Annotated in this window: 17 protein-coding genes; 4 read left to right on the forward strand and 13 right to left on the reverse strand. The window is 73.5% G+C overall.

What is annotated here, in order from left to right; translation table 11 throughout:
* Window positions 1-59: 59 nt before the first annotated feature.
* Together ACFV46_RS14890 and ACFV46_RS14895 are read right to left on the reverse strand one after the other, a co-directional pair.
* Window positions 60-2,285 carry an RICIN domain-containing protein gene (locus ACFV46_RS14890; protein ID WP_385498449.1) on the reverse strand — a complete coding sequence of 742 codons (2,226 nt, stop codon included), beginning with the start codon at window positions 2,283-2,285 and terminating at the stop codon, window positions 60-62.
* A gap of 185 nt (window positions 2,286-2,470) precedes the next feature.
* Window positions 2,471-3,178 carry a TetR/AcrR family transcriptional regulator gene (locus ACFV46_RS14895; protein WP_385498450.1) on the reverse strand — a complete coding sequence of 236 codons (708 nt, stop codon included), beginning with the start codon at window positions 3,176-3,178 and terminating at the stop codon, window positions 2,471-2,473.
* Between the two features lie 158 nt (window positions 3,179-3,336).
* On the opposite strand from ACFV46_RS14895, the gene ACFV46_RS14900 reads away from it, so the two are divergent.
* A complete protein-coding gene (locus tag ACFV46_RS14900) occupies window positions 3,337-5,115 on the forward strand; it encodes a glycoside hydrolase family 15 protein (RefSeq protein WP_361925198.1) in 1,779 nt (592 codons plus the stop codon).
* Here ACFV46_RS14900 and galE read toward each other — a convergent pair.
* From galE to ACFV46_RS14940, 8 genes are all read right to left on the reverse strand, one after another.
* Window positions 5,054-6,136: a UDP-glucose 4-epimerase GalE gene (gene galE, locus ACFV46_RS14905; RefSeq protein ID WP_385498451.1), complete on the reverse strand. Its 1,083-nt coding sequence runs from the start codon at window positions 6,134-6,136 to the stop codon at window positions 5,054-5,056. The genes ACFV46_RS14900 and galE overlap by 62 nt on opposite strands.
* A gap of 101 nt (window positions 6,137-6,237) precedes the next feature.
* Entirely contained in the window at window positions 6,238-6,765 is a 528-nt protein-coding gene (locus tag ACFV46_RS14910; RefSeq protein WP_062668852.1) for an NUDIX hydrolase family protein, read from the reverse strand.
* Window positions 6,766-6,781: 16 nt separating this feature from the next.
* Complete coding sequence (locus ACFV46_RS14915; RefSeq protein ID WP_376728753.1) at window positions 6,782-7,966, reverse strand: amidohydrolase family protein; 1,185 nt, start codon at window positions 7,964-7,966, stop codon at window positions 6,782-6,784.
* A gap of 1 nt (window position 7,967) precedes the next feature.
* Window positions 7,968-9,371, reverse strand: a complete 1,404-nt coding sequence (locus ACFV46_RS14920) for a glutamine synthetase (protein WP_385498453.1) — start codon at window positions 9,369-9,371, stop codon at window positions 7,968-7,970.
* 49 nt (window positions 9,372-9,420) lie between these two features.
* A complete protein-coding gene (locus tag ACFV46_RS14925) occupies window positions 9,421-10,230 on the reverse strand; it encodes an SAM-dependent methyltransferase (protein ID WP_385498455.1) in 810 nt (269 codons plus the stop codon).
* 133 nt (window positions 10,231-10,363) lie between these two features.
* On the reverse strand, window positions 10,364-11,245 hold the full coding sequence (locus ACFV46_RS14930; RefSeq protein ID WP_385498457.1) for a PT domain-containing protein: 882 nt from the start codon (window positions 11,243-11,245) through the stop codon (window positions 10,364-10,366).
* Between the two features lie 105 nt (window positions 11,246-11,350).
* Window positions 11,351-11,683 carry a DUF3140 domain-containing protein gene (locus ACFV46_RS14935; RefSeq protein ID WP_385498458.1) on the reverse strand — a complete coding sequence of 111 codons (333 nt, stop codon included), beginning with the start codon at window positions 11,681-11,683 and terminating at the stop codon, window positions 11,351-11,353.
* Window positions 11,684-11,711: 28 nt separating this feature from the next.
* The gene (locus ACFV46_RS14940; RefSeq protein WP_385498460.1) at window positions 11,712-12,194 is read right to left on the reverse strand and encodes a Dps family protein; all 483 of its coding nucleotides are present in this window, start codon (window positions 12,192-12,194) and stop codon (window positions 11,712-11,714) included.
* A gap of 267 nt (window positions 12,195-12,461) precedes the next feature.
* Here ACFV46_RS14940 and ACFV46_RS14945 point away from each other — a divergent pair, with 267 nt between their 5' ends.
* On the forward strand, window positions 12,462-13,649 hold the full coding sequence (locus ACFV46_RS14945; protein ID WP_361925213.1) for a thiolase family protein: 1,188 nt from the start codon (window positions 12,462-12,464) through the stop codon (window positions 13,647-13,649).
* A 90-nt stretch (window positions 13,650-13,739) separates the two neighbouring features.
* On the forward strand, window positions 13,740-14,513 hold the full coding sequence (locus tag ACFV46_RS14950) for a sulfite exporter TauE/SafE family protein (RefSeq protein ID WP_151786944.1): 774 nt from the start codon (window positions 13,740-13,742) through the stop codon (window positions 14,511-14,513).
* Between the two features lie 37 nt (window positions 14,514-14,550).
* Here ACFV46_RS14950 and ACFV46_RS14955 read toward each other — a convergent pair whose 3' ends face one another.
* Entirely contained in the window at window positions 14,551-15,990 is a 1,440-nt protein-coding gene (locus ACFV46_RS14955; RefSeq protein ID WP_385498488.1) for a hypothetical protein, read from the reverse strand.
* Between the two features lie 219 nt (window positions 15,991-16,209).
* On the opposite strand from ACFV46_RS14955, the gene ACFV46_RS14960 reads away from it, so the two are divergent.
* Window positions 16,210-16,965: a cobalt-precorrin-6A reductase gene (locus ACFV46_RS14960; protein ID WP_385498461.1), complete on the forward strand. Its 756-nt coding sequence runs from the start codon at window positions 16,210-16,212 to the stop codon at window positions 16,963-16,965.
* A gap of 3 nt (window positions 16,966-16,968) precedes the next feature.
* On the opposite strand, the gene ACFV46_RS14965 is transcribed toward ACFV46_RS14960, so the two are convergent.
* Both ACFV46_RS14965 and cobF read right to left on the reverse strand, forming a co-directional pair.
* Window positions 16,969-17,385, reverse strand: a complete 417-nt coding sequence (locus ACFV46_RS14965) for a hypothetical protein (RefSeq protein WP_385498463.1) — start codon at window positions 17,383-17,385, stop codon at window positions 16,969-16,971.
* Between the two features lie 69 nt (window positions 17,386-17,454).
* On the reverse strand, window positions 17,455-18,228 hold the full coding sequence (cobF, locus tag ACFV46_RS14970) for a precorrin-6A synthase (deacetylating) (RefSeq protein ID WP_385498465.1): 774 nt from the start codon (window positions 18,226-18,228) through the stop codon (window positions 17,455-17,457).
* Between the last annotated feature and the right edge of the window lie 34 nt (window positions 18,229-18,262).

An 18,262-nucleotide genomic window follows, 5' to 3' on the forward strand; every position in this document is an offset into this window, starting at 1 on the left:
TTCCACGGGGTCACACCCGCGGAAGCCCTTCTTCGTGTGTCCGGCGGTGAGGTCGCCCTCTACGGATAGCTGGGCAGGTTCGCCACGTTCGTCGCCGCGTTGGACGGGCCGCCCGCGTTGTTGACGACGTGCCGGATGGTGCCGGTGCCGCCGAGGGAGACCGTCACCATGCTGGTGAAGCGCACCCCAGGGCGGTTCGGTGCCTCGATGGCCCGTTCGGCGGTGACGCTCGGGTTCACGTTGAAGAAGCAGTAGCTGCCGAGGCCCCACGCCTGGTGGCTGGTGACGGAGTCGGCGACCTTGTAGGCGGCGTAGCCCTGCGTGGAACCGTTCATCCAGGCCGCCTGGTTGGGCGGGTCGTACGGCATCTCGTTCTGGTAGAAGTACGTCCGGCCGCCGTTGCCGTTCCAGATGGTCTGGTGCTTCTGGTAGTGCTCGACGAACAGGCCGTACGCCGTGACGTCGTCGCCGTTGACGATCAGGCCCGTGTCACCGGTGTTGCTGTTCCAGCCGATGCCGTTGCCGTGGTCGCCGCGCCAGATCCACATGTGGTCGCCGATGACGTCGTCGCTGTTGATCACCAGGCTGGTGGTCGCCTTGCCGACGGCCGCGCCGCCGACCCGGAAGTACACGTCGTGCAGCGAGGTCGGGTCGGCGTCGTGCGACGCGGACGCGTTCGCCGGGCCGACCTCCATGAGCGTGGGCGAGTTGGTGGTGCCCGCGTCGAAGAGGAGGCCCGCGACCTTCACCCCGTCGACGTCGGCGACCTTCATGGCGGTGACGCCGTTGTCCGGGACGAACGTGGCGAGGCCCAGACCGAGGACGACCGTGCCGGGCCGGTTCACCTGGAGGGTCTGGTCGAGGTGGTAGACCCCCGGCGTGACGAGCAGGTTCCTGCCCGCGGCCAGCGCGGCGTTGATCGAGGCGGCACTCGCGCCCGGCTTGACGATGTGGAAGGTGTCGAGCGACAGCGAGGTGCCGGAGGGCGCCCCGTTCGCCCAGCTGGTGCCGGAGGAGCCGGCCCGGACCGCGGGCACGAACACCTTGTAGGCGTTGTCGCCGTCGACGTACAGGAACGGCTTCTCGCGGGTCACCGGGGACTGCGCGACCGTGGTGTACGGCGGTGCCGGGAACGTCGTGTTCGGCACGCCCTGGCTGCCGACGAAGACCATGTTCCAGTTGGAACCGGTCCAGCTGCCGAGCTGGGAGTTGCGGGTCAGCCACTGCTGCTGGCTGCCGGAGTCGACCCGTCCGTCGACCTTGGTGTCGGCGAACAGGCCGCCGCTGGCCCAGCCCCCGTCGTCCAGGGCGATGTCGCCACGCAGGTGCATCCGGCGGTACGGGGCCGCCTGCGACACCGCCCAGCGGTCGCGGCCGCCCGCCGGGTTGACCGACAGGTTCTCGGCGCCGCGCCAGAAGTTCTGGGTGGCGTTCTGCGGCGGGAACCAGTCCGCCTCGGCGTGCACCGCCCCGTTGACGGTGACCGCGTCCGGGGTGAGACCGAGACCCGAGACCTGTGTGTAGAAGCCGACGTTGACGTCGGCGTCGTAGGAGCCCGGCTTGAACAGCACCGCGTGCCGCTGGGTCCCGAACTGGTTGGTCTCCTGCTGCTGGAAGATCGAGTCCAGCTTGCTCTGGATGGCCGAGGCGGACATCGACGGGTCGAACACGGCGACGTTCGGCCCGAGGTCCGGGGCCGCCGTCGACTGGCTCACCGGCACGACCTGGAACCGCTGGGCGGCGCTGCCGTTGCACGTGTACTGCACGAACCGCACGCTGTCCGCGAGCGAGGCCCCCGGGTCGTCCAGGCACTTGCCGCTGTGCCGGTTGACGAACCGGTAGGCGCCGCCGCCCAGGTCGACCGGCAGCCACTGCTGGTTGGCGCCGCCGCCGTACGCCCACAGGTGCACGGGCGCGTTGTCGGCGCTGGAGACGTCGGCGACGTCCACGACCTGATCGGTGGCGTTGCGGTTGCCGATGCGGACGTAACCATCGCCGGTGGCGGTGAGACTCCACTGCTGGGCCGTCGTGTTGTTGCAGGCGTACTGCTGCACGACGGTGCCGTTGGCGGTGGCGGCGGCCCTGGCGTCCAGGCAGCGGCCGCTCGCGGCGTTCATCACGGTGACGAACCCGGTGGGCAGCGCGGCGGCGGCGCTGTCCGCCGCGCTCGCCGGCGTGAGTGCCGAGGCGAGCAGGGAGGCGGCGGCCACGGCGACGAGGGCGGCCGCGCGGGATCTGCGCGGGCGGCGCGGTGCGGGGGGCAGGGGGTCGGGGATTTTGGGCATACGGGTGGCCCTTCGTGGGGGGTGTGCGGGCGGGGCCGCGTTCAGGTCGTGAAGGCTGAACGCGGGATGCGCTGCTCTGGCTGACCCGTGAACCTAAAGGTATGGACCACTTTCGTCAAGGCATGAAGTAAGCAACAGCACAACAGAGTTGACGCGTCACCGGGCAGGGTGCGGGTGGTGCCGACTCACTCGGGGCGCGTGAACCGGTCCACCAGCGCGTCCAGGCCGTCCGTCAGGTCGCGCGGTCCGGCCCGGTCGGCCAGGGCCGGCGCGGTGGCGCGCAGGCGCCGCAGCTCCCGCGGGTCCATGTGGTGAAGACCGAGCCGGAACCCGGACTCCGCCTCCTGCGGGTTGTCCACCATGGCCTGGAGCTCCACCGACACATAGCCGAGCACCCACGCGGTGAAGGCGCGGAAGAGCCGCGCGGAGCCGTCCGTGCCGAACCCGGCCTCCTCGAACAGCCCGAGCACCCGCTCGTGGTGGCGCAGGGTCGCCCGCGGGCGCCGAGCGAGCGGCACCGCCAGCATCCGGGTGGAGAGCAGCGGCACCACCTGCGGGTGGTCCAGGCAGACCTCGTACGTCGCCAGCGCCACCCGCCGCAGTTCGGCCCGCCAGTCACCGGCCGCCTCCCCGGTGGTCAGCCGGTCCTCCAGCTCAGCGTGCAGGGCCTCCACCAGACCGTCGAGCAGGGCGTCCTTGGAGGCGGCGTAGCGGTACAACGCCATCGCCTCGACGTCGAGTTCGGCGCCGAGCCGCCGCATGCTCAGGGCCGACAGGCCCTCCCGGTCGACCAGCCGCAGGGCCGCGCCGAGGACGCGCTCGCGGTTGAGCCGCCCGTAGCGGCCCCGGTCGCTGGCGCGCCGCGCCGGTCCCGGTCCGGGCTCCTTCGCCATCACCGGCCTCCTCGCCGTCGCACCGGGCGACCGTACGGTTACGGGGTAAACGTACGCGAACCGGGCCGACCGGGCCCGGTTGCCGGGTCCGACCCGCCGCGTAACATGTACATATACGTTGTAAACGGGTGACGTAAACCCATGGACGAGTGACCGTCATGAGCGCACCCATCGAGGACTACGCCCTGATCAGCGATCTGGAGACAGCGGCGCTCGTCGGCCTGGACGGCTCCGTCGACTGGCTGTGCCTGCCCCGGTTCGACTCGCCCGCCTCGCTGGCCGCGCTGCTGGGCACCCGGGACAACGGCTCCTGGCGGCTCGCCCCGCCCGGCGCCACCCGCTGCACGCACCGGCGCTACCGGCGCGACACGCTGCTGCTCCAGTCGTGGTGGACGACGCCCACGGGCACCGTGCGGGTCACCGACTTCATGCCGCCCCGCACCCGGCTGCCCTGTGTCGTCCGGCTCGTCGAAGGGATCTCCGGGACCGTCACCCTCCGCAGCGAGCTGCGGCTGCGGTTCCACCAGGGCCGGGTCGTGCCCTGGATCCGTGCCGTCGAGGGCTGCGCGGTGGCGATCGCCGGCCCGGACGCCGTCTGGCTCGGCACCGACCCTCCCGCCGAGCCGTCGGACGCCGGCGACCGCACGGTCCACGACGTCACGGTCACCGCCGGCCGGCGCCTCGCCCTCACCCTCGTCTGGTCGCCGTCCCACCGGCCCGGACCGCCCGAGCCGCTGGCCGTCCCGGCGGAGACGCTGCTCAAGGAGACCGCCGGCTTCTGGCGGCGCTGGACCGCCCAGTGCCGCTACGAAGGCCCCTGGCGGGACGCCGTCGTACGATCCCTGATCACGCTCAAGGCACTCATCTACGCGCCCACCGGCGGTGTCGTCGCCGCCCCCACGACGTCCCTGCCCGGCCGCATCGGCGGCGACCTCAACTGGGACTACCGGTACTGCTGGCTGCGGGACTCCGCCATGACCCTGTCCTGCCTGCTGCGCAACGGCTACCGCGAGGAGGCCACGGCGTGGGTGGACTGGCTGGTACGGGCCGTCGCGGGCGACCCGGCCGACCTGCAGACCGTGTACGGCGTCGGCGGCCAGCGCCTGCTGCCCGAGACCGAGGCGCCCTGGCTGCCCGGCTACGAGGGCTCGCAACCCGTCCGGTTCGGCAACTCCGCCGCCGGGCAGTACCAGTTGGACGTCTACGGCGAGGTCCTCGACGCCCTGTGCCTGTCCCTGCGGGCCGGTATCGACCTGCCCGCCCATGTCTGGAGCCTGGTCGAGGCCCTGATGGGGCATCTGCAGCGGCACTGGCGCGAACCCGACCAGGGACTGTGGGAACTGCGCGGCCCCCGACGCCAGTTCGTTCACTCCAAGGTCATGACCTGGGTGGCCGCCGACCGCGCGCTGCGGATGGGCCGGCTGCTCGGCCGCGACGGCGCCCGCGGACGCTGGCGGGCCCTGCGCGACCAGGTGCACCGCGAGGTCTGCCGCGAGGGCTGGGACCCCGCACGGCACGCCTTCACCCAGTCCTACGGCTCCACCGCCCTGGACGCCTCCGCGCTGCTGATCCCCCGGCTCGGCTTCCTGCCCGCCGCGGACGGGCGGGTGCGCGACACGGTCGACGCCATGCGCGCCCTCGGTCACGGCGGCTTCGTACGGCGCTACACACCCGGCCGGGACGCCGGGCGCGGCTGCGAGGGCACCTTCGTGGCCTGCTCGCTCTGGTACGCCGACGCCCTCGCCGCGACCGGCCGGACCGGCCAGGCCCGCGAGGCGTTCGAGCGGGTCCTCGCCATCCGCAACGACGTCGGGCTGCTCGCCGAGCAGTGGGACCCCGACGCGGGCCGCCAACTCGGCAACGCGCCCCAGGCGTTCAGCCACATCGCCTTGGTGGAGACGGCGTCCGCCCTGTCTCCCCGTACCCGTACGGATTGAGCTGCTGGAACCGCCAGGCGTCCCGGCACATGTCGTTCAGGTCGCGGGTCGGCCGCCAGCCCCAGGCGCGCGTCACCGCGCCCGCGTCCGCGACGAGTTCGGCCACGTCACCGGGGCGGCGGGGCACGACCTCGTACGGCACCCGCCAGCCGGTCGCCCGGGAGAACGCGGCGAGGACCTCCAGGACGGAACGGCCCTCGCCCAGGCCCAGGTTGAACACGTGCATCCCCGGCGCGTCGCCGAGGTGGTCCAGCGCCAGCCGGTACGCGCCGACCGCGTCCATGATGTGCAGGTAGTCGCGGACCGTGGTCCCGTCACGGGTCGGATAGTCGTCGCCGAAGACCCGCAGCGACTCACGCCGGCCGCCGGCCACCCGGGCGAGCGACGGCAGGAGGTTGTCGGGCTCACCGGGCGGGCCGGCGCCCAGCAGACCGCTGGGGTGGGCGCCCGCCGGATTGGCGTACCGCAGGCACAGCACCGTGTAGTCGGGCCGCCGGCGGCACACGTCGGCGAGGATCTGCTCGCACGCCCACTTCGAGGCGGCGTAGGGATTCGCCGGGCGGACCGGCGACGACTCGTCCAGCGGACCGGGGCCGGCCTCGCCGTAGACCGCGCACGAGGAGGAGAAGACCAGGTGGCGCACCCCGTGGTCGTCCATGGCCTGCAGCAGCGACGTCGTCGCGCCCACGTTGCTGTCGTAGTACTCCACGGGCCTGCGCGTCGACGCGCTCACCGAGCGCAGCCCCGCGCAGTGCACCACGGCGTCCACGGTGTGCCGGTCGAAGACGGCCGACAGGGCCCGGCGGTCCCGGACGTCCAGCTCGTACACGGCGCCGACGAACCGGCCTGCGATCCGCTCGAGACGCTGCAGGACGCGCGGGCTGCTGTGCGAGTAGTCGTCGACCACGATCACCTCGTAGCCGTGGTCGAGCAGATCGACGCAGGCGTGGCTGCCGAGGAACCCCGCACCGCCGGTGACGAGGACCGTCGACGGTGTACCCACCGGCTCGCCGCGCGTCATGGGCAGCCGCTCCCGGATCGCTCACAACGCCGTACATTTACGACGTATACCTCCGACTATGCGCCTCGTGCGCGGCAGCGTCAAACGAACCGGGCGCCCCCTCAGACCACGCATCCCACATGCGCCAGCGCCTGCTTCAGCAGCACCCCGTGCCCGCCCGGCATCTCGCTCTGCACCGCCGGCGACAGGGCCTCCTGAGGGCTGAACCAGACCAGGTCGAGGGCGTCCTGCCGGGGCCGGCAGTCGCCGCTGACCGGGACGACGTACGCGAGGGAGACCGCGTGCTGACGCGGGTCGTGGTACGGGGTGATGCCCTGCGTCGGGAAGTACTCGGCCACGGTGAACGGCTGCAGCGAGGTCGGCACCCGGGGCAGCGCCACCGGTCCGAGGTCCTTCTCCAGGTGGCGCAGCAGCGCGTCACGCACCCGCTCGTGGTGCAGCACGCGGCCGGAGACCAGGGTCCGGCTGACCGTTCCGTCGGGTCCGATGCGCAGCAGCAGGCCGATGCTGGTGACCTCGCCGCTGTCGTCGACGCGCACGGGCACCGCCTCGACGTACAGGATCGGCATGCGGGCGCGCGCCTGCTCCAGGTCGTCCGTGGACAGCCAGCCGGGCGTGGTTTCGGTCATGTCAGACATTGCTTGATCATACTTTCCGGGAGTGCGGACGCTCGGTCGTGGTCGGGACGGCGGACGGGTCGGCGGGGGAGAGACCGTACAGGCGGCGGGCGTTGTCGCCGGCCGTCCACGCGGCGATGCGCAGCGCGTCCGGCAGGCTCAGGTCGTCGGTGTCCACCCGCTCCTGGAGCAGTTCCCCGAGACCCCGGCGGTACGCCAGGGCACCCAGGGCGTGGAACTCGGCCAGGCCGTAGGCGTCGGAGCTGTACAGCAGCTTGTGGAACGGGGTGATCTCCAGGGCCTCCTCGAGCACCGCCCGCGCCCGGGCGGGCCCCACATGGTGCAGCGCGAGCCCCACGTCCAGGTACACATGGTCGAAGACGGCCGAGAGGTGGGCGGCCTCGCGCTGGTACGGCCAGCAGTGCAGCAGCAGCACCGGGATCGTGCCCCTGACCCCATGCAGCCAGTCGGTCAGCAGGGCCGGGTTCGCCCGGTGCAGCCGCAGGTCTCCGTCGCCGAACCCGGTGTGCAGTTGCAGGGGGAGGCCGAGGTCGACCGCCGTCCACAGCAGATGCCGGGTCAGCACCGGGTCGGACAGCCGGCCGCCGTCCGTCAGCCACTGCCGGGCCGAGGCGGTGACCAGCGCGTCGGTGGGACGCGCCGGGTCCAGGTCGAAGCCGGTGCGGTACGCGGCCACCGACTTCACGGCGACCACGCCCGGCCGGCGCACGGCCTCCTCGACGGCCGTGCGGAACGCGTCGGCGTACGCGCCGGCCTCCACCCCCGAGGCCGCGACGGACTCGGCGACCGTCTCCAGGCGGACGATCTCGTGCGCGGTCGCCCCGGCCGCCTCGGCGAGCCGGGCGGGCGTGGTGAGCGGCACCGGGGTGTGGCCGGTGTCCACACAGAGCGCCGCCACACCCGCCGCCCGCAGGAACCGCCGGTCCACCTCCCGCACGCCCAGCTCGGCGCGCCGGGCCAGATAGACGTCGGCCGGGGCGTGGCGGGGCAGGTCGAGCAGGGGCGCGCAGTCCCGGCGCACGGCCACCCCGGCCGGGGTGTCGAAGGGGGACCAGCCGGGGCCGGGCTCGCCCTCGGTGAGCAGGGACTCGAAGGCGGCGCGGTCCAGGCCGGAGGTGACCACCCCGTGGCAGTGGTGGTCGACCAGCGACAGCTCCGCGAGCGCCTCGTGGACCGGCCCGGTGCCGCCCATGTCAGTACACCCACCGGTAGGCCGCGGCGACCCCGTCGTCGTCCAGCCCGGCGACCCGTGCGGTCTCGCCCTCCCGGACGGCGATCACGGCGTCGGCGAGGACCGGCCCGAGCGCGGCGCGCAGCATCGCGTCCGCGCGGAACTCCCCGACGGCCTCGTCCAGCGAGACGGGCAGCCTTCGCACCCCGAGCGCCGCCGCTTCCCGGGGGCTCAAGTGCGCGGGATCACCGGTGATCTCCTCGGGCAGCCGCGCGTCCGACGCCATGCCGTCGAGACCGGCGGCGATCAGGCAGCCCAGCGCGAGATAGGGGTTGGCGGCCAGGTCGACCGGCTTGACCTCGATGTTGGCGGTCCGCTCGCGCCCGCCGACCGTGCCGGTCACCAGCCGCAGCCCGGCCTCCCGGGTCTCACGGCCCCACGCCGTGAAGACCCCGGCCCACTGCGAGGGCCGCAACCGCAGATAGCTCGCCGGGCTCGGCGCGGTCACCGCCGTGAGGGCCGGGAGCCGGCGGAGCACACCGGCCGCGAAGGACTCGGCCGCGGGGCGCAGACCGTACCGGCGTGCGCCGCCCGCGTGCAGATTGACGCCGTCGCGCCAGACGGAGAGATGGACATGGCCGCCGTTGCCGACGCCCTGCCCGAGCACCGCGGGCGCGAAGGACACCGCGAGCGCGTGCCGCCGGGCCACCGCGCGGACGGTCTGCCGCACCAGCACGCTGTGGTCGGCCGCGGCGACCGGGTCGAGCGCGGCCACCGAGAGTTCGAACTGCCCGGGCGCGTACTCGGGGTGGAACTGCTCGGCCTCGACGCCCTGCCGGGCCAGCGCCGCCAGCAGTTCCGCCGCGCAGTCGCTCAGCTCCACCTGCCGGGTGGCGCCGTACGCGGGACCCGTGGTCGCGGGCACGAAGGCCCCGTCGGCGCCCGGTGGATGGGCGAAGGCCCACTCGATCTCGATGCCCGCCCGGAACGTCACCCCGTGCCGCTCGGCGGCCTCCCGGACCGTGCGCCGCAGAAACGTGCGGGCGCACGCCGGATGCGGCTCGCCCTCCTGGGTCGCCCGGTCGACCGGCGCCCAGGCCCAGCCGGGCTGTGCGGCGAGCTCCACCAGGGCCGTCAGATCCGGGTGGAGACGCAGATCGCCGTCCGGGGAGCCGAGGACGTCCGTGGTCACGATGGAGTCGTCCGCGAGGAACGTGTCGAACACCGGGGACATCCCGACGCCCCAGGCCGCCGCCGAGGGCAGCTTGGCCGTCGGGACCGTCTTCACCCGGCCGATCCCGGCCGTGTCCACGTACGCCAGCACGACCCCGTGGACACCCCGGCCGGCCAGCTCGCCGCCGAGCGCGGTGGCCCGTTCGACGTCCCCGGGACGCCCTCCCGGGACGGGGTCGGCAAGGGTGGTCATACGGTCTCCTCGACGAGCTCGGCCGCCGGGCGGGCGGTGCGTGGGGGCGTCAGGGCTTCACGGCCACCGCGCCGTACTGGGGCACCGGGGCGGGGGAGCCGTCGGCCCGCCACTGGGCGCAGGAGACCATGCCCGGCTCCAGCATCTCCAGTCCCTCGAAGAAGGCCGCGATGTCCTTGCCGCTGCGGGCCGTGATCGGCGGGGTGGCGTTCTCGTTCCAGAACTTCATCGCCGGGATCTGGCCCTCGCCGCCGAGCTCCGCGTCGAAGGTGGGGTGCGTCAGCACCAGCAGGCTGCCGGAGGGGACGGCGGCCATGACGCGCCGCACGATGTCCCGGGCTTGGTCGTAGTCCAGCACGAAGTTGAGGATGCCCAGCATCATCACGGCGACCGGCTCGCCGAAGTCCAGCGTCCGCGAGGCCCGTTCGACGATGGCGTCCGGGTCGTGCACGTCGGCGTCGATGTAGGCGGTGACGCCGTCCCGGGTGCCGGTCAGCAGGGTCCGGGCGTGCACCAGCACGATCGGGTCGTTGTCGACGTACACGATCCGGGAGTCGGGCGCGACGCGCTGGGCGATCTCGTGGGTGTTGTCGGCCGTCGGCAGCCCGGTGCCGATGTCGAGGAACTGCCGTACGCCGCGCTCCTCGGCCACGAAGCGCACCGCCCGGCCGAGGAAGTCGCGGTCCGCGCGCGCGATGTCACGGATGACCGGGAACATCCCGGCCACGTGCTCGCCCACCTGCTGGTCGACCTCGTAGTTGTCCTTGCCGCCGATCCAGTAGTTCCACACGCGCGCGTTGTGCGCCACACCGGTGTTCAGCCTCGCCGACCCGCCCGACGGGGTGTGGCCATCGCTCACGACTCGTCCTCTCCTCGCACGCACGACCGAAACCGGCCATCACCGCCATTGTGCCGCCCCGTTGATCACGTTGTCCCGGGAATCGGCACAGCCGGTACGGTCGTCGGCGTGCGGGCGGGGCGCCGTCGGCGCGTCAGTCGAACTGGCTGGGCGAGGCCGCGGGGGACTTGCCGGCCAGGACGTCCTGGAGCCGCTGGGTGCCCAGCTTCACGGCCGACACCACCGAGTCGTGCTCGTCGCCGTCGAGACCGCCCGCCGTGACGGTGATCGCGTTGTCGCCCACCCGGACCGCGGCCACGTCCAGGGTCAGCGTCGCCTCCGTGCCGTCGACGGGGCCGCGCACCGAGATCCGCACCCCCTCACGCGCGTCGCCCACCGAGGGCACGTTGGTCTCGGTGACCTGGACGGTCCGCTTCTCGCCGTTCTCGGTCATCGTGAACTGGCCGCACTCCTGCGGCAGTCCGGCCATCCAGTCCAGGGAGTCCTGGACGTTCGTCCGGTCGTACGCGGCGACCTGGTACAGCAGCCGCGAGTCGTCCTGCGTGAAGCCGCGCAGCGCGTCGGCCCCCGACGGCTTGCCCAGCAGATCGTCGTCGAACAGGGAGTCCATCAGCCGCTGGCAGTCGGCCGCGTCGGTCTTGGCGGACAGGAAGTCGGAGACGTCGACCTTGCCGATCAGCAGACCGTCGTGCCAGTTCTCCGCCTCGGTGTCCTTCACCTGCGTCCAGTCGTCCTCGATGTCCGCCGCCGTGATCAGCGCGGTCTCGGCACCGGACTCGGACAGGGTGCCCGACGGCGAGCCGGTGGGCGATCCGGTCGGGGAGCCCGTCGGTGAACCGGTGGGCGATCCCGTCGGTGACTCCGTCTGCTGCCGGGCCGCCGCGGGCGACGCGCTGACGCCGGAGGCCCCGGTCTCCCGGCCCCCCTCCTGGGCGCAGGCGGCGGTGGCGAGCAGGGCGCCCGCCGTCAGGGCCGTGGACAGGACGCGGGCGAGCCGGACGGTACGACGGGTCATCGGGAGTGCCTCCTGGAGAGGGGACGCGTGTCCCGTTCAGCCCATCACCGGCCCCACCGGCCCACCATCGGCCACGGCCCGATCGGGTGACCGGCTCCGGTCGCCTCAGGGCTTCAGCGGGTCGTGCCCGATCGTCATCAGCTCGTGCCGGTGGCGGGTCTGCTCCGGCTCGGGCTCGTTCTCCGGGTCGGCACGCGCGGACACGGTGTCCACCACGTCGTACATGACCCGTACGTCGTCGTCCGTGAGGTCGGTGCGGCGCTTCTGGAGGATCGCGAGGACGTGCTGCCCGGCCGGTGAGCCCGCCCGGTCCGGCAGCGGCTCGGCCGTCTCGCCCGCCTCGCTGACCCGCAGCCAGGCGGCGAGCTCCTGGGAGGTCATGTTCACCACGCGGTGGAAGTCCTCCCACAGTGCGTCGAGTTCGAGGGCGTCGGTCACGGGTTCCCTTTCCTTTCCGTCGTGCGTCTCAGCCGTCGCTCGGCCAGTTCTCGGCGTCGAACATCCAGCGCTCCTTCTCCAGGTCGCTGGTGATGGTGATGAGCAGGTCCTGCGTCACCGGGTCCGGCTCGGCGGTCGCCGCGACGCGCTCGCGCAGCCGCGTCACGGCCGAGCCCAGAGTATCCACGACCAGCTGCACGACCCGGGTGTCGCGCAGCCAGCCCGCCTCCGGGCCGGGCAGCGCGAAGGCCTCGGCGATGGTCCTCGGACGGCCGTCGGGGGCCACCCCGATCGCGGCGCAGCGCTCGGCGACCGTGTCGGCGTGCGTCCGGGCCAGCGTCACCACCTCGTCGAGCTGGAGGTGGATCGAGCGGAAACGCGGGCCGACGATGGCCCAGTGAGCCTGCTTCCCGATCAGTGACAGCCCGAGCAGATCGACGAGCGTGTCCTGGAGGGCGTCGCCCGCGACCTTGCGGGCCGCCTCCGGAAGCGTGCTGGAGACCACGGTCATGTCGAGCCCCTCTCTGGCGTGGTCGAGGGCCGAGAGGAGCGGTGCGGCGCCGTCCGTCACAGCGGTGCCGCGCCACCCCATGCGTGCGCGGGTGCCCAGAGCGAACCGGTGCAAAACGCACGGCGGCCCGCGTCCTGCCCGGTCGCCGCCGTGGTCCCCCGACCCCGGGGCGGCGTATCTTCCCAGCGGGGCGGCACTCGGTCTATAGTCCAAAACTAGCGGTGCTAATTAATGAGCCGACCTATCCGCCCGGTCAGGAGTCCAGTCGTGCGTCCCGTCCACTTCGCGGCCGCCCGCCGCACCCCCATCGGCAAGCTGCGCGGAGCCCTGTCGTCCGTCCGCCCGGACGACCTCGCCGCCGCCGTGATCCGGGGGATCGTCGCCGACGTCCCCGCGCTGGACCCCGCGCGTGTCGACGACGTCTACTGGGGCGCCGCCAACCAGGCCGGCGAGGACAACCGCAACGTGGCCCGGATGGCGGCCCTGCTGGCCGGCCTGCCCGACTCGGTGCCGGGCGCCACCGTGAACCGGCTGTGCGCCTCCGGCCTGGAGGCGGTGACCACGGCCGCCCGCACCATCGCGGCGGGCGAGGCCGACATCGTGCTCGCCGGCGGCTCCGAGTCCATGAGCCGCGCCCCCTTCGTCCTGCCCCGCCCCGACGAGGCGCTGCCCCACCGCATCGAGACCGTCGACACCCGCCTGGGCTGGCGGCTGGTCAACCCGGCCATGAAGGACCTGCACGGCCTGCTGTCCATGGGCGAGACCGCCGAGGAGGTCGCCCGCCGCCACGGCGTCTCCCGCGAACGGCAGGACGAGTTCGCGCTCCGCAGCCACCAGCGGGCCGCCGAGGCCCGCAAGAACGGGCACTTCGACGACGAGATCCTCCCCGTCGAGCGCCCCGACGGCGTGCTCGTCGACAGCGACGAGTGCATCCGCGAGGACACCTCCTACGAGAAGCTGTCCCGGCTCAAGCCCGTCTTCCGCGCCGACGGCACCGTCACCGCGGGCAACGCGTCCCCGATGAACGACGGCGCCGCCGGTCTCCTCCTGGTCAGCGAGGAGGCCCTGAACGACCTCGGCCTGGAGTCCCTGGGCCGTTATGTCGCGGGCGGCTCGGCCGGAGTGCACCCCGACGTCATGGGCATCGGACCGGTCCCCGCCACCCGCAAGGTCCTCGACCGGGCCGGCTGGACCGTCGCCGACCTCCAGGAGGCCGAGTTCAACGAGGCGTTCGCCGCGCAGGCCCTCGCCAGCGTCGACGCCCTCGGCATCGACCCCGACCTGGTCAACGCGAGCGGCGGCGCCATCGCCCTCGGCCATCCGCTGGGCTGCTCCGGCGCCCGCATCCTGACCACCCTCCTGCACCGGATGCGCCGCACGGGCGCCGAGCGCGGCCTCGCCACCATGTGCGTCGGGGTCGGCCAGGGCAGCGCGGTGCTGGTCGAACGGCACTGACGCGCGCCCGGCGCGCACCCGCCGGCGATCTCCCAGCAGACGAGACGGGCCTACCAGGACCTGATGTCCGCACATAGCATCGGTCCCCGCATGGACACGATGACGCTCTGGCACATAACGGGCTGGGAGTTCGCCGCACTCGCCGGCGCGGCCCTCCTGGTCGGCTTCTCCAAGACCGCCGTGAGCGGCGCCAACACGGTCAGTCTGGCGGTCTTCGCCGCCGTACTGCCCGCCCGCGCCTCCACCGGGGTCCTCCTGCCGATCCTGATCGCCGGCGACGTGCTCGCCGTCCTCACCTACCGGCGGCACGCCCACTGGCCCACGCTCTGGCGTCTGTTCCCGGCGGTCGCGGCCGGTGTCGTCCTCGGCACGCTGTTCCTCGTGTGGGCCGACGACGGCGTCGTGCGCACCTCGATCGGCGCGATCCTGCTGATGATGGCCGCCGTGACCGTCCGGCGACGCCGAGCCGCCGAGCGGGAGGACGACCCCGACGCCGTCACCACCCGCTCCGGCCGGCTCAAGGCCCGCTCCTACGGCGTCCTCGGCGGCTTCACCACGATGGTCGCCAACGCGGGCGGCCCCGTGATGTCGATGTACCTGCTGTCGGCCGGCTTCCGCAAGCTCGGCTTCCTCGGCACCTCCGCCTTCTTCTTCCTCATCGTCAACACCTCCAAGCTGCCGTTCAGCGCCGGACTCGGCCTGATCGACGGCGACTCACTGCTGCTCGACGCCGCGCTGGTGCTGTTCGTCGTGCCCGGCGCGCTGCTCGGCACCTGGGCCGTCAGCCGGATCAACCAGCGGCTGTTCGAGCAGCTGGTGATCGCGGCGACCGTCGTGGGCGGGCTGCAACTGCTGCTGCGCTGACGCCCGCCCCGCGCTCGGAGGCGCAGCAGGGCTCAGCTCAGGGGGCGATCCCGACCCCCTCGATCCTGCTCCACGCCCGCTCCTGGGCCGTCGTCATCGCCGGCCACCGCAGACCGCCCGGACGCGGCTCGACCCGCGAGGCGTACGGCGCGGGCCGGAACGCCGGATCGTAGAAGCAGCCCGTGCCGTACGTCCGGTCGAACGCGCCGCACGCCGCCGCCAGGGACCGGGGGGTCGGCCTGCGCCCCGTGCGCACCCAGGTGTCCAGCGCCGTGATGGACGTGGCGTACTCGGCGTCGCTCAGCGCGCTGTGCTCGTGCTCCCGCGTGAACGACTGCACCAGGTACCGGTCCCGTCCGGCGGCCCGCAGCGTGTCCCGGTACGCCGCCTCGTGCTCGACGAACGCCGTGGGGTCGTCGATCGCGTGCATCGTCAGCACCGGCATCCCGACGCGTCCCGTCAGATCGCTGTCGTACGACAGGTCCCGTACGGCCGTCGGGTCGGGGGAGAAGCGTGCGACGCCGGCGTTCAGCGCCTCGTCGTCGTGCGAACCGGAGTAGCGCACCCCCCGGTTCCCGAACGGGTTCCGGCCGCCGAGGCGTTCGTGCACGATGTCGCGGAACGTGAAGGTCGCGAACCGCAGATGGGACTCCAGCGTGCGCTCCGGGATGCCGGTGACCGCGAGGATGTCGTCCAGGTTGCGTTGCTGGAGGGCGGTGCGTTCGCCGGGCGCGGAGGCGTACCCGGTGCACTCCTGGAGCCGCGCGCGCAGCCCGGCCGACGTCATGGTGGAGCCGGCCCGCAGCCCCTGCCACAGCGGGTACTGCGGCTCGCTCGGGCGCGGATGGTTGCCGCAGTAGTACTGGTAGACGACGCGCAGGTCGACCCGGTAGTCATAGCCGCGCGAGCCGCCGCCCAGCACCCCGTTGGTGAGCAGCGCCCCGTCGTACGCCCCGCCCCGGCGGCCGTACGTCTCCACGACCTTCGCCGCGACGTCACCGCCCCACGACTGCCCGTGCACGAACGTGCGCCTGGGCGTGCCGAACGCGCCGACGAACACCCGGCGCGCGCTCTCCGTGTCGGCGGCCGCCATCCGCGTCCCGTACCCGCCCCGCCGGTACGACGAGCCCGCCCAGGCGTACCCCTCCTTCACCATCACCGACCAGCGGCCCAGGTCGTCCAGGCTGCGCGCCGGGTCGGACTCCGCGCCGAGGTCGGGTCCGCCGTGCGCGTGCACCACCAGCGAACCGTTCCAGTCGGTGGGCACCGCGAGCGCGTAGTGGGCGCCGTTCGCGTCCTGGCCGGTGTAGCAGTCGGCCCGCCCGGCGAGTTCGTCCGGGCAGGCGGCGCGCACCGGCCCGGCGGTCTCCCCGCGCGCCTGGGAGGCGCCCGCCAGCAGCCCGGCGGCGAGGGTCCCCGCCAGCACGGCGGCGAGCGCCGTGCGCCGGGCCGCCGTCACCGGGACCGGTCCACGGATCACTGCTTCGGTTCTCGTCCGGTCCACGACGCTGCTCCCTCGCCCTCGTTGTCGTTCCCGACCTCGACCTCGTCCTCGGCCGATGTCTCGTCGAGCCGTGCGCGGCGATGCTAGGGAGCGGGCGGTCGCGGCCACCATGGTCCGGCCGTTGTGTTCATAGTGTTCGTCCGACGTCGGGGCGGCGCAGGGCCCCGGCCGCCCACCTCGTACGCTCGCCCCATGTCCCCCCGCCACATCCTGGTCCTCGGCGGCACCACCGAGGCCCGCGAACTCGCCGCCGCGCTCGCGGCGCGCCCCGGCGTGCGCGTCACCACCTCGCTCGCCGGACGTGTGTCCCGCCCCGGCGCGGTGGCGGGGGACGTACGCGTCGGGGGCTTCGGCGGTGCCGACGGCCTGGCCGCCTGGCTGCGCGCCGAGCACGTGGACACCGTCGTCGACGCCACCCACCCGTTCGCCGCGTCGATCACCGCGAACGCTGCGGGGGCCGCGCGCACCACGGGCGTCCCGGCCGTCGTCCTGCGCCGCCCAGGCTGGCGCCCGGAGCCCGGCGACCGCTGGCACGAGGCCGCCTCGCTCGCCGACGCGGCAGCGCTCCTGCCGGGCCTCGGCCCGCGGGTGCTGCTGACCACCGGCCGCCTGGGCCTGGCCGCCTTCGCGCACCTGGACGGCCTGCGCTTCGTCGTCCGCTGCGTCGAACCGCCCGAGCCGCCCCTGCCCGCGCACACCGAAGTGCTGCTGGCCCGCGGCCCGTTCACCGTGCCCGGTGAGACGGAGTTGCTGCGCGGCCACCGCATCGATGTGCTCGTCACCAAGGACAGCGGCGGCTCGGCGACCGCGCCGAAACTCACGGCCGCCCGCCGCCTCGGCGTCCCCGTGGTGGTCGTACGCCGCCCCGCGCTCCCGGAGGGAGTGGAGGCGGTACCGGACGTGCGGGGCGTCCTGGAACGGCTCGGCCTCGACGGCCGGACCGGGTGACCGTCAGCGGGTCAGCGTCTCGAAGCCGGCCGTGGCGCAGTAGTCCACCGCCCGGCCCTCGGCGGCGGTGTCGCCGCGCAGCGCCGCGACGGTGACGTCGAGCATGCTCGGGGCGTCACCGGCCCCCTCGTACGAGGCGCTGGGCAGCCGCCGCACGGCGGTGACCACCGCGCCCCCGGCCTCCTCGGCGGCGTCGGACGCGGCGCCGTCCTCGGCGGAGTTCCTGACGCGCTGCCAGGCACCCAGCGCCCGGCAGTAGTTCTCCGTCCACGACCGGTCGAACTCGGACCCGCCGTAGTCACCGGAGCCGCCGTGGCCGACGGAGTCGCCGGACGAGCAGCCGCCCATCAGGACGGCGACCGCCACCACCCCCGCGATCATTTCCGCGACCCGTCGCCCGCGCCCCCCGCCGTGCCCCATGACATCCCCTCCCCGAACCGACGACGGGAGAGTATCGATCAAGGGACCGACAGCTCGCGTGGGGAGCCCCTACCGCTCCCGCGGGTTCCTGCGCAGCAGATACGTGTCCATGATCCAGCCCTTGCGCTCCCGGGCCTCCGCCCGCAGCCGCTCGATCTCGGGCGCGGCCTCGGCGATCGGGCCCGAGACCAGGATCTCGTCGGGCGTCCCCAGATAGGCGCCCCAGTAGATGTCGAGGTCCTCGTCGGCGTACTCCCGGAAGCGCTGGTGCGCGTCGAGCATCACCACCACGTCGTCCACGCCGTCCGGGAACCCCTCGGCCAGCCGCCGCCCCGTGGTGATCTGCACCGGCCGCGCGACCCGGTTCAGGCCCGTGCGGTGCCGGGCGGCCAGCGAGGAGACACTGCTGATGCCGGGCACGACGTCGTACGCGAAGGCGACCGCCCCCGAGGCCAGCACCTCCTCCAGGATCGCGAGCGTGCTGTCGTACAGCGCGGGATCGCCCCACACCAGGAAGGCGCCCGTCTCGTCCTCGCTCAGCTCCTCGGCGATCAGCCGCGCGTAGATCCCGGCCCGCGCGCTGCGCCAGTCGCCGACCGCCGGGGAGTACGCGGCACCGCCGGCCGAACGGTCCCGCTCGGGGTCCCGTGCCTCGACGACCCGGTACGTCCCCTCCGGCACATGGGCGTCCAGCAGGTCCCGGCGCAGCCCGGTGAGGTCCGACTTCACCTCGCCCTTGTCGAGGAGGAAGAACACGTCCGTGTCCCGCAGCGCCCTGACCGCCTGGAGCGTCAGCTGCTCGGGATCGCCCGCGCCGATGCCGATCACATGAATGGTTCGCACGCCCCGAGTCTGCCGCACCCCGCCGCCGGCCCCG

Origin of the sequence: Streptomyces sp. NPDC059852, assembly GCF_042731455.1 — a bacterium.
In the GTDB taxonomy this organism is placed as follows: Bacteria; Actinomycetota; Actinomycetes; order Streptomycetales; family Streptomycetaceae; genus Streptomyces.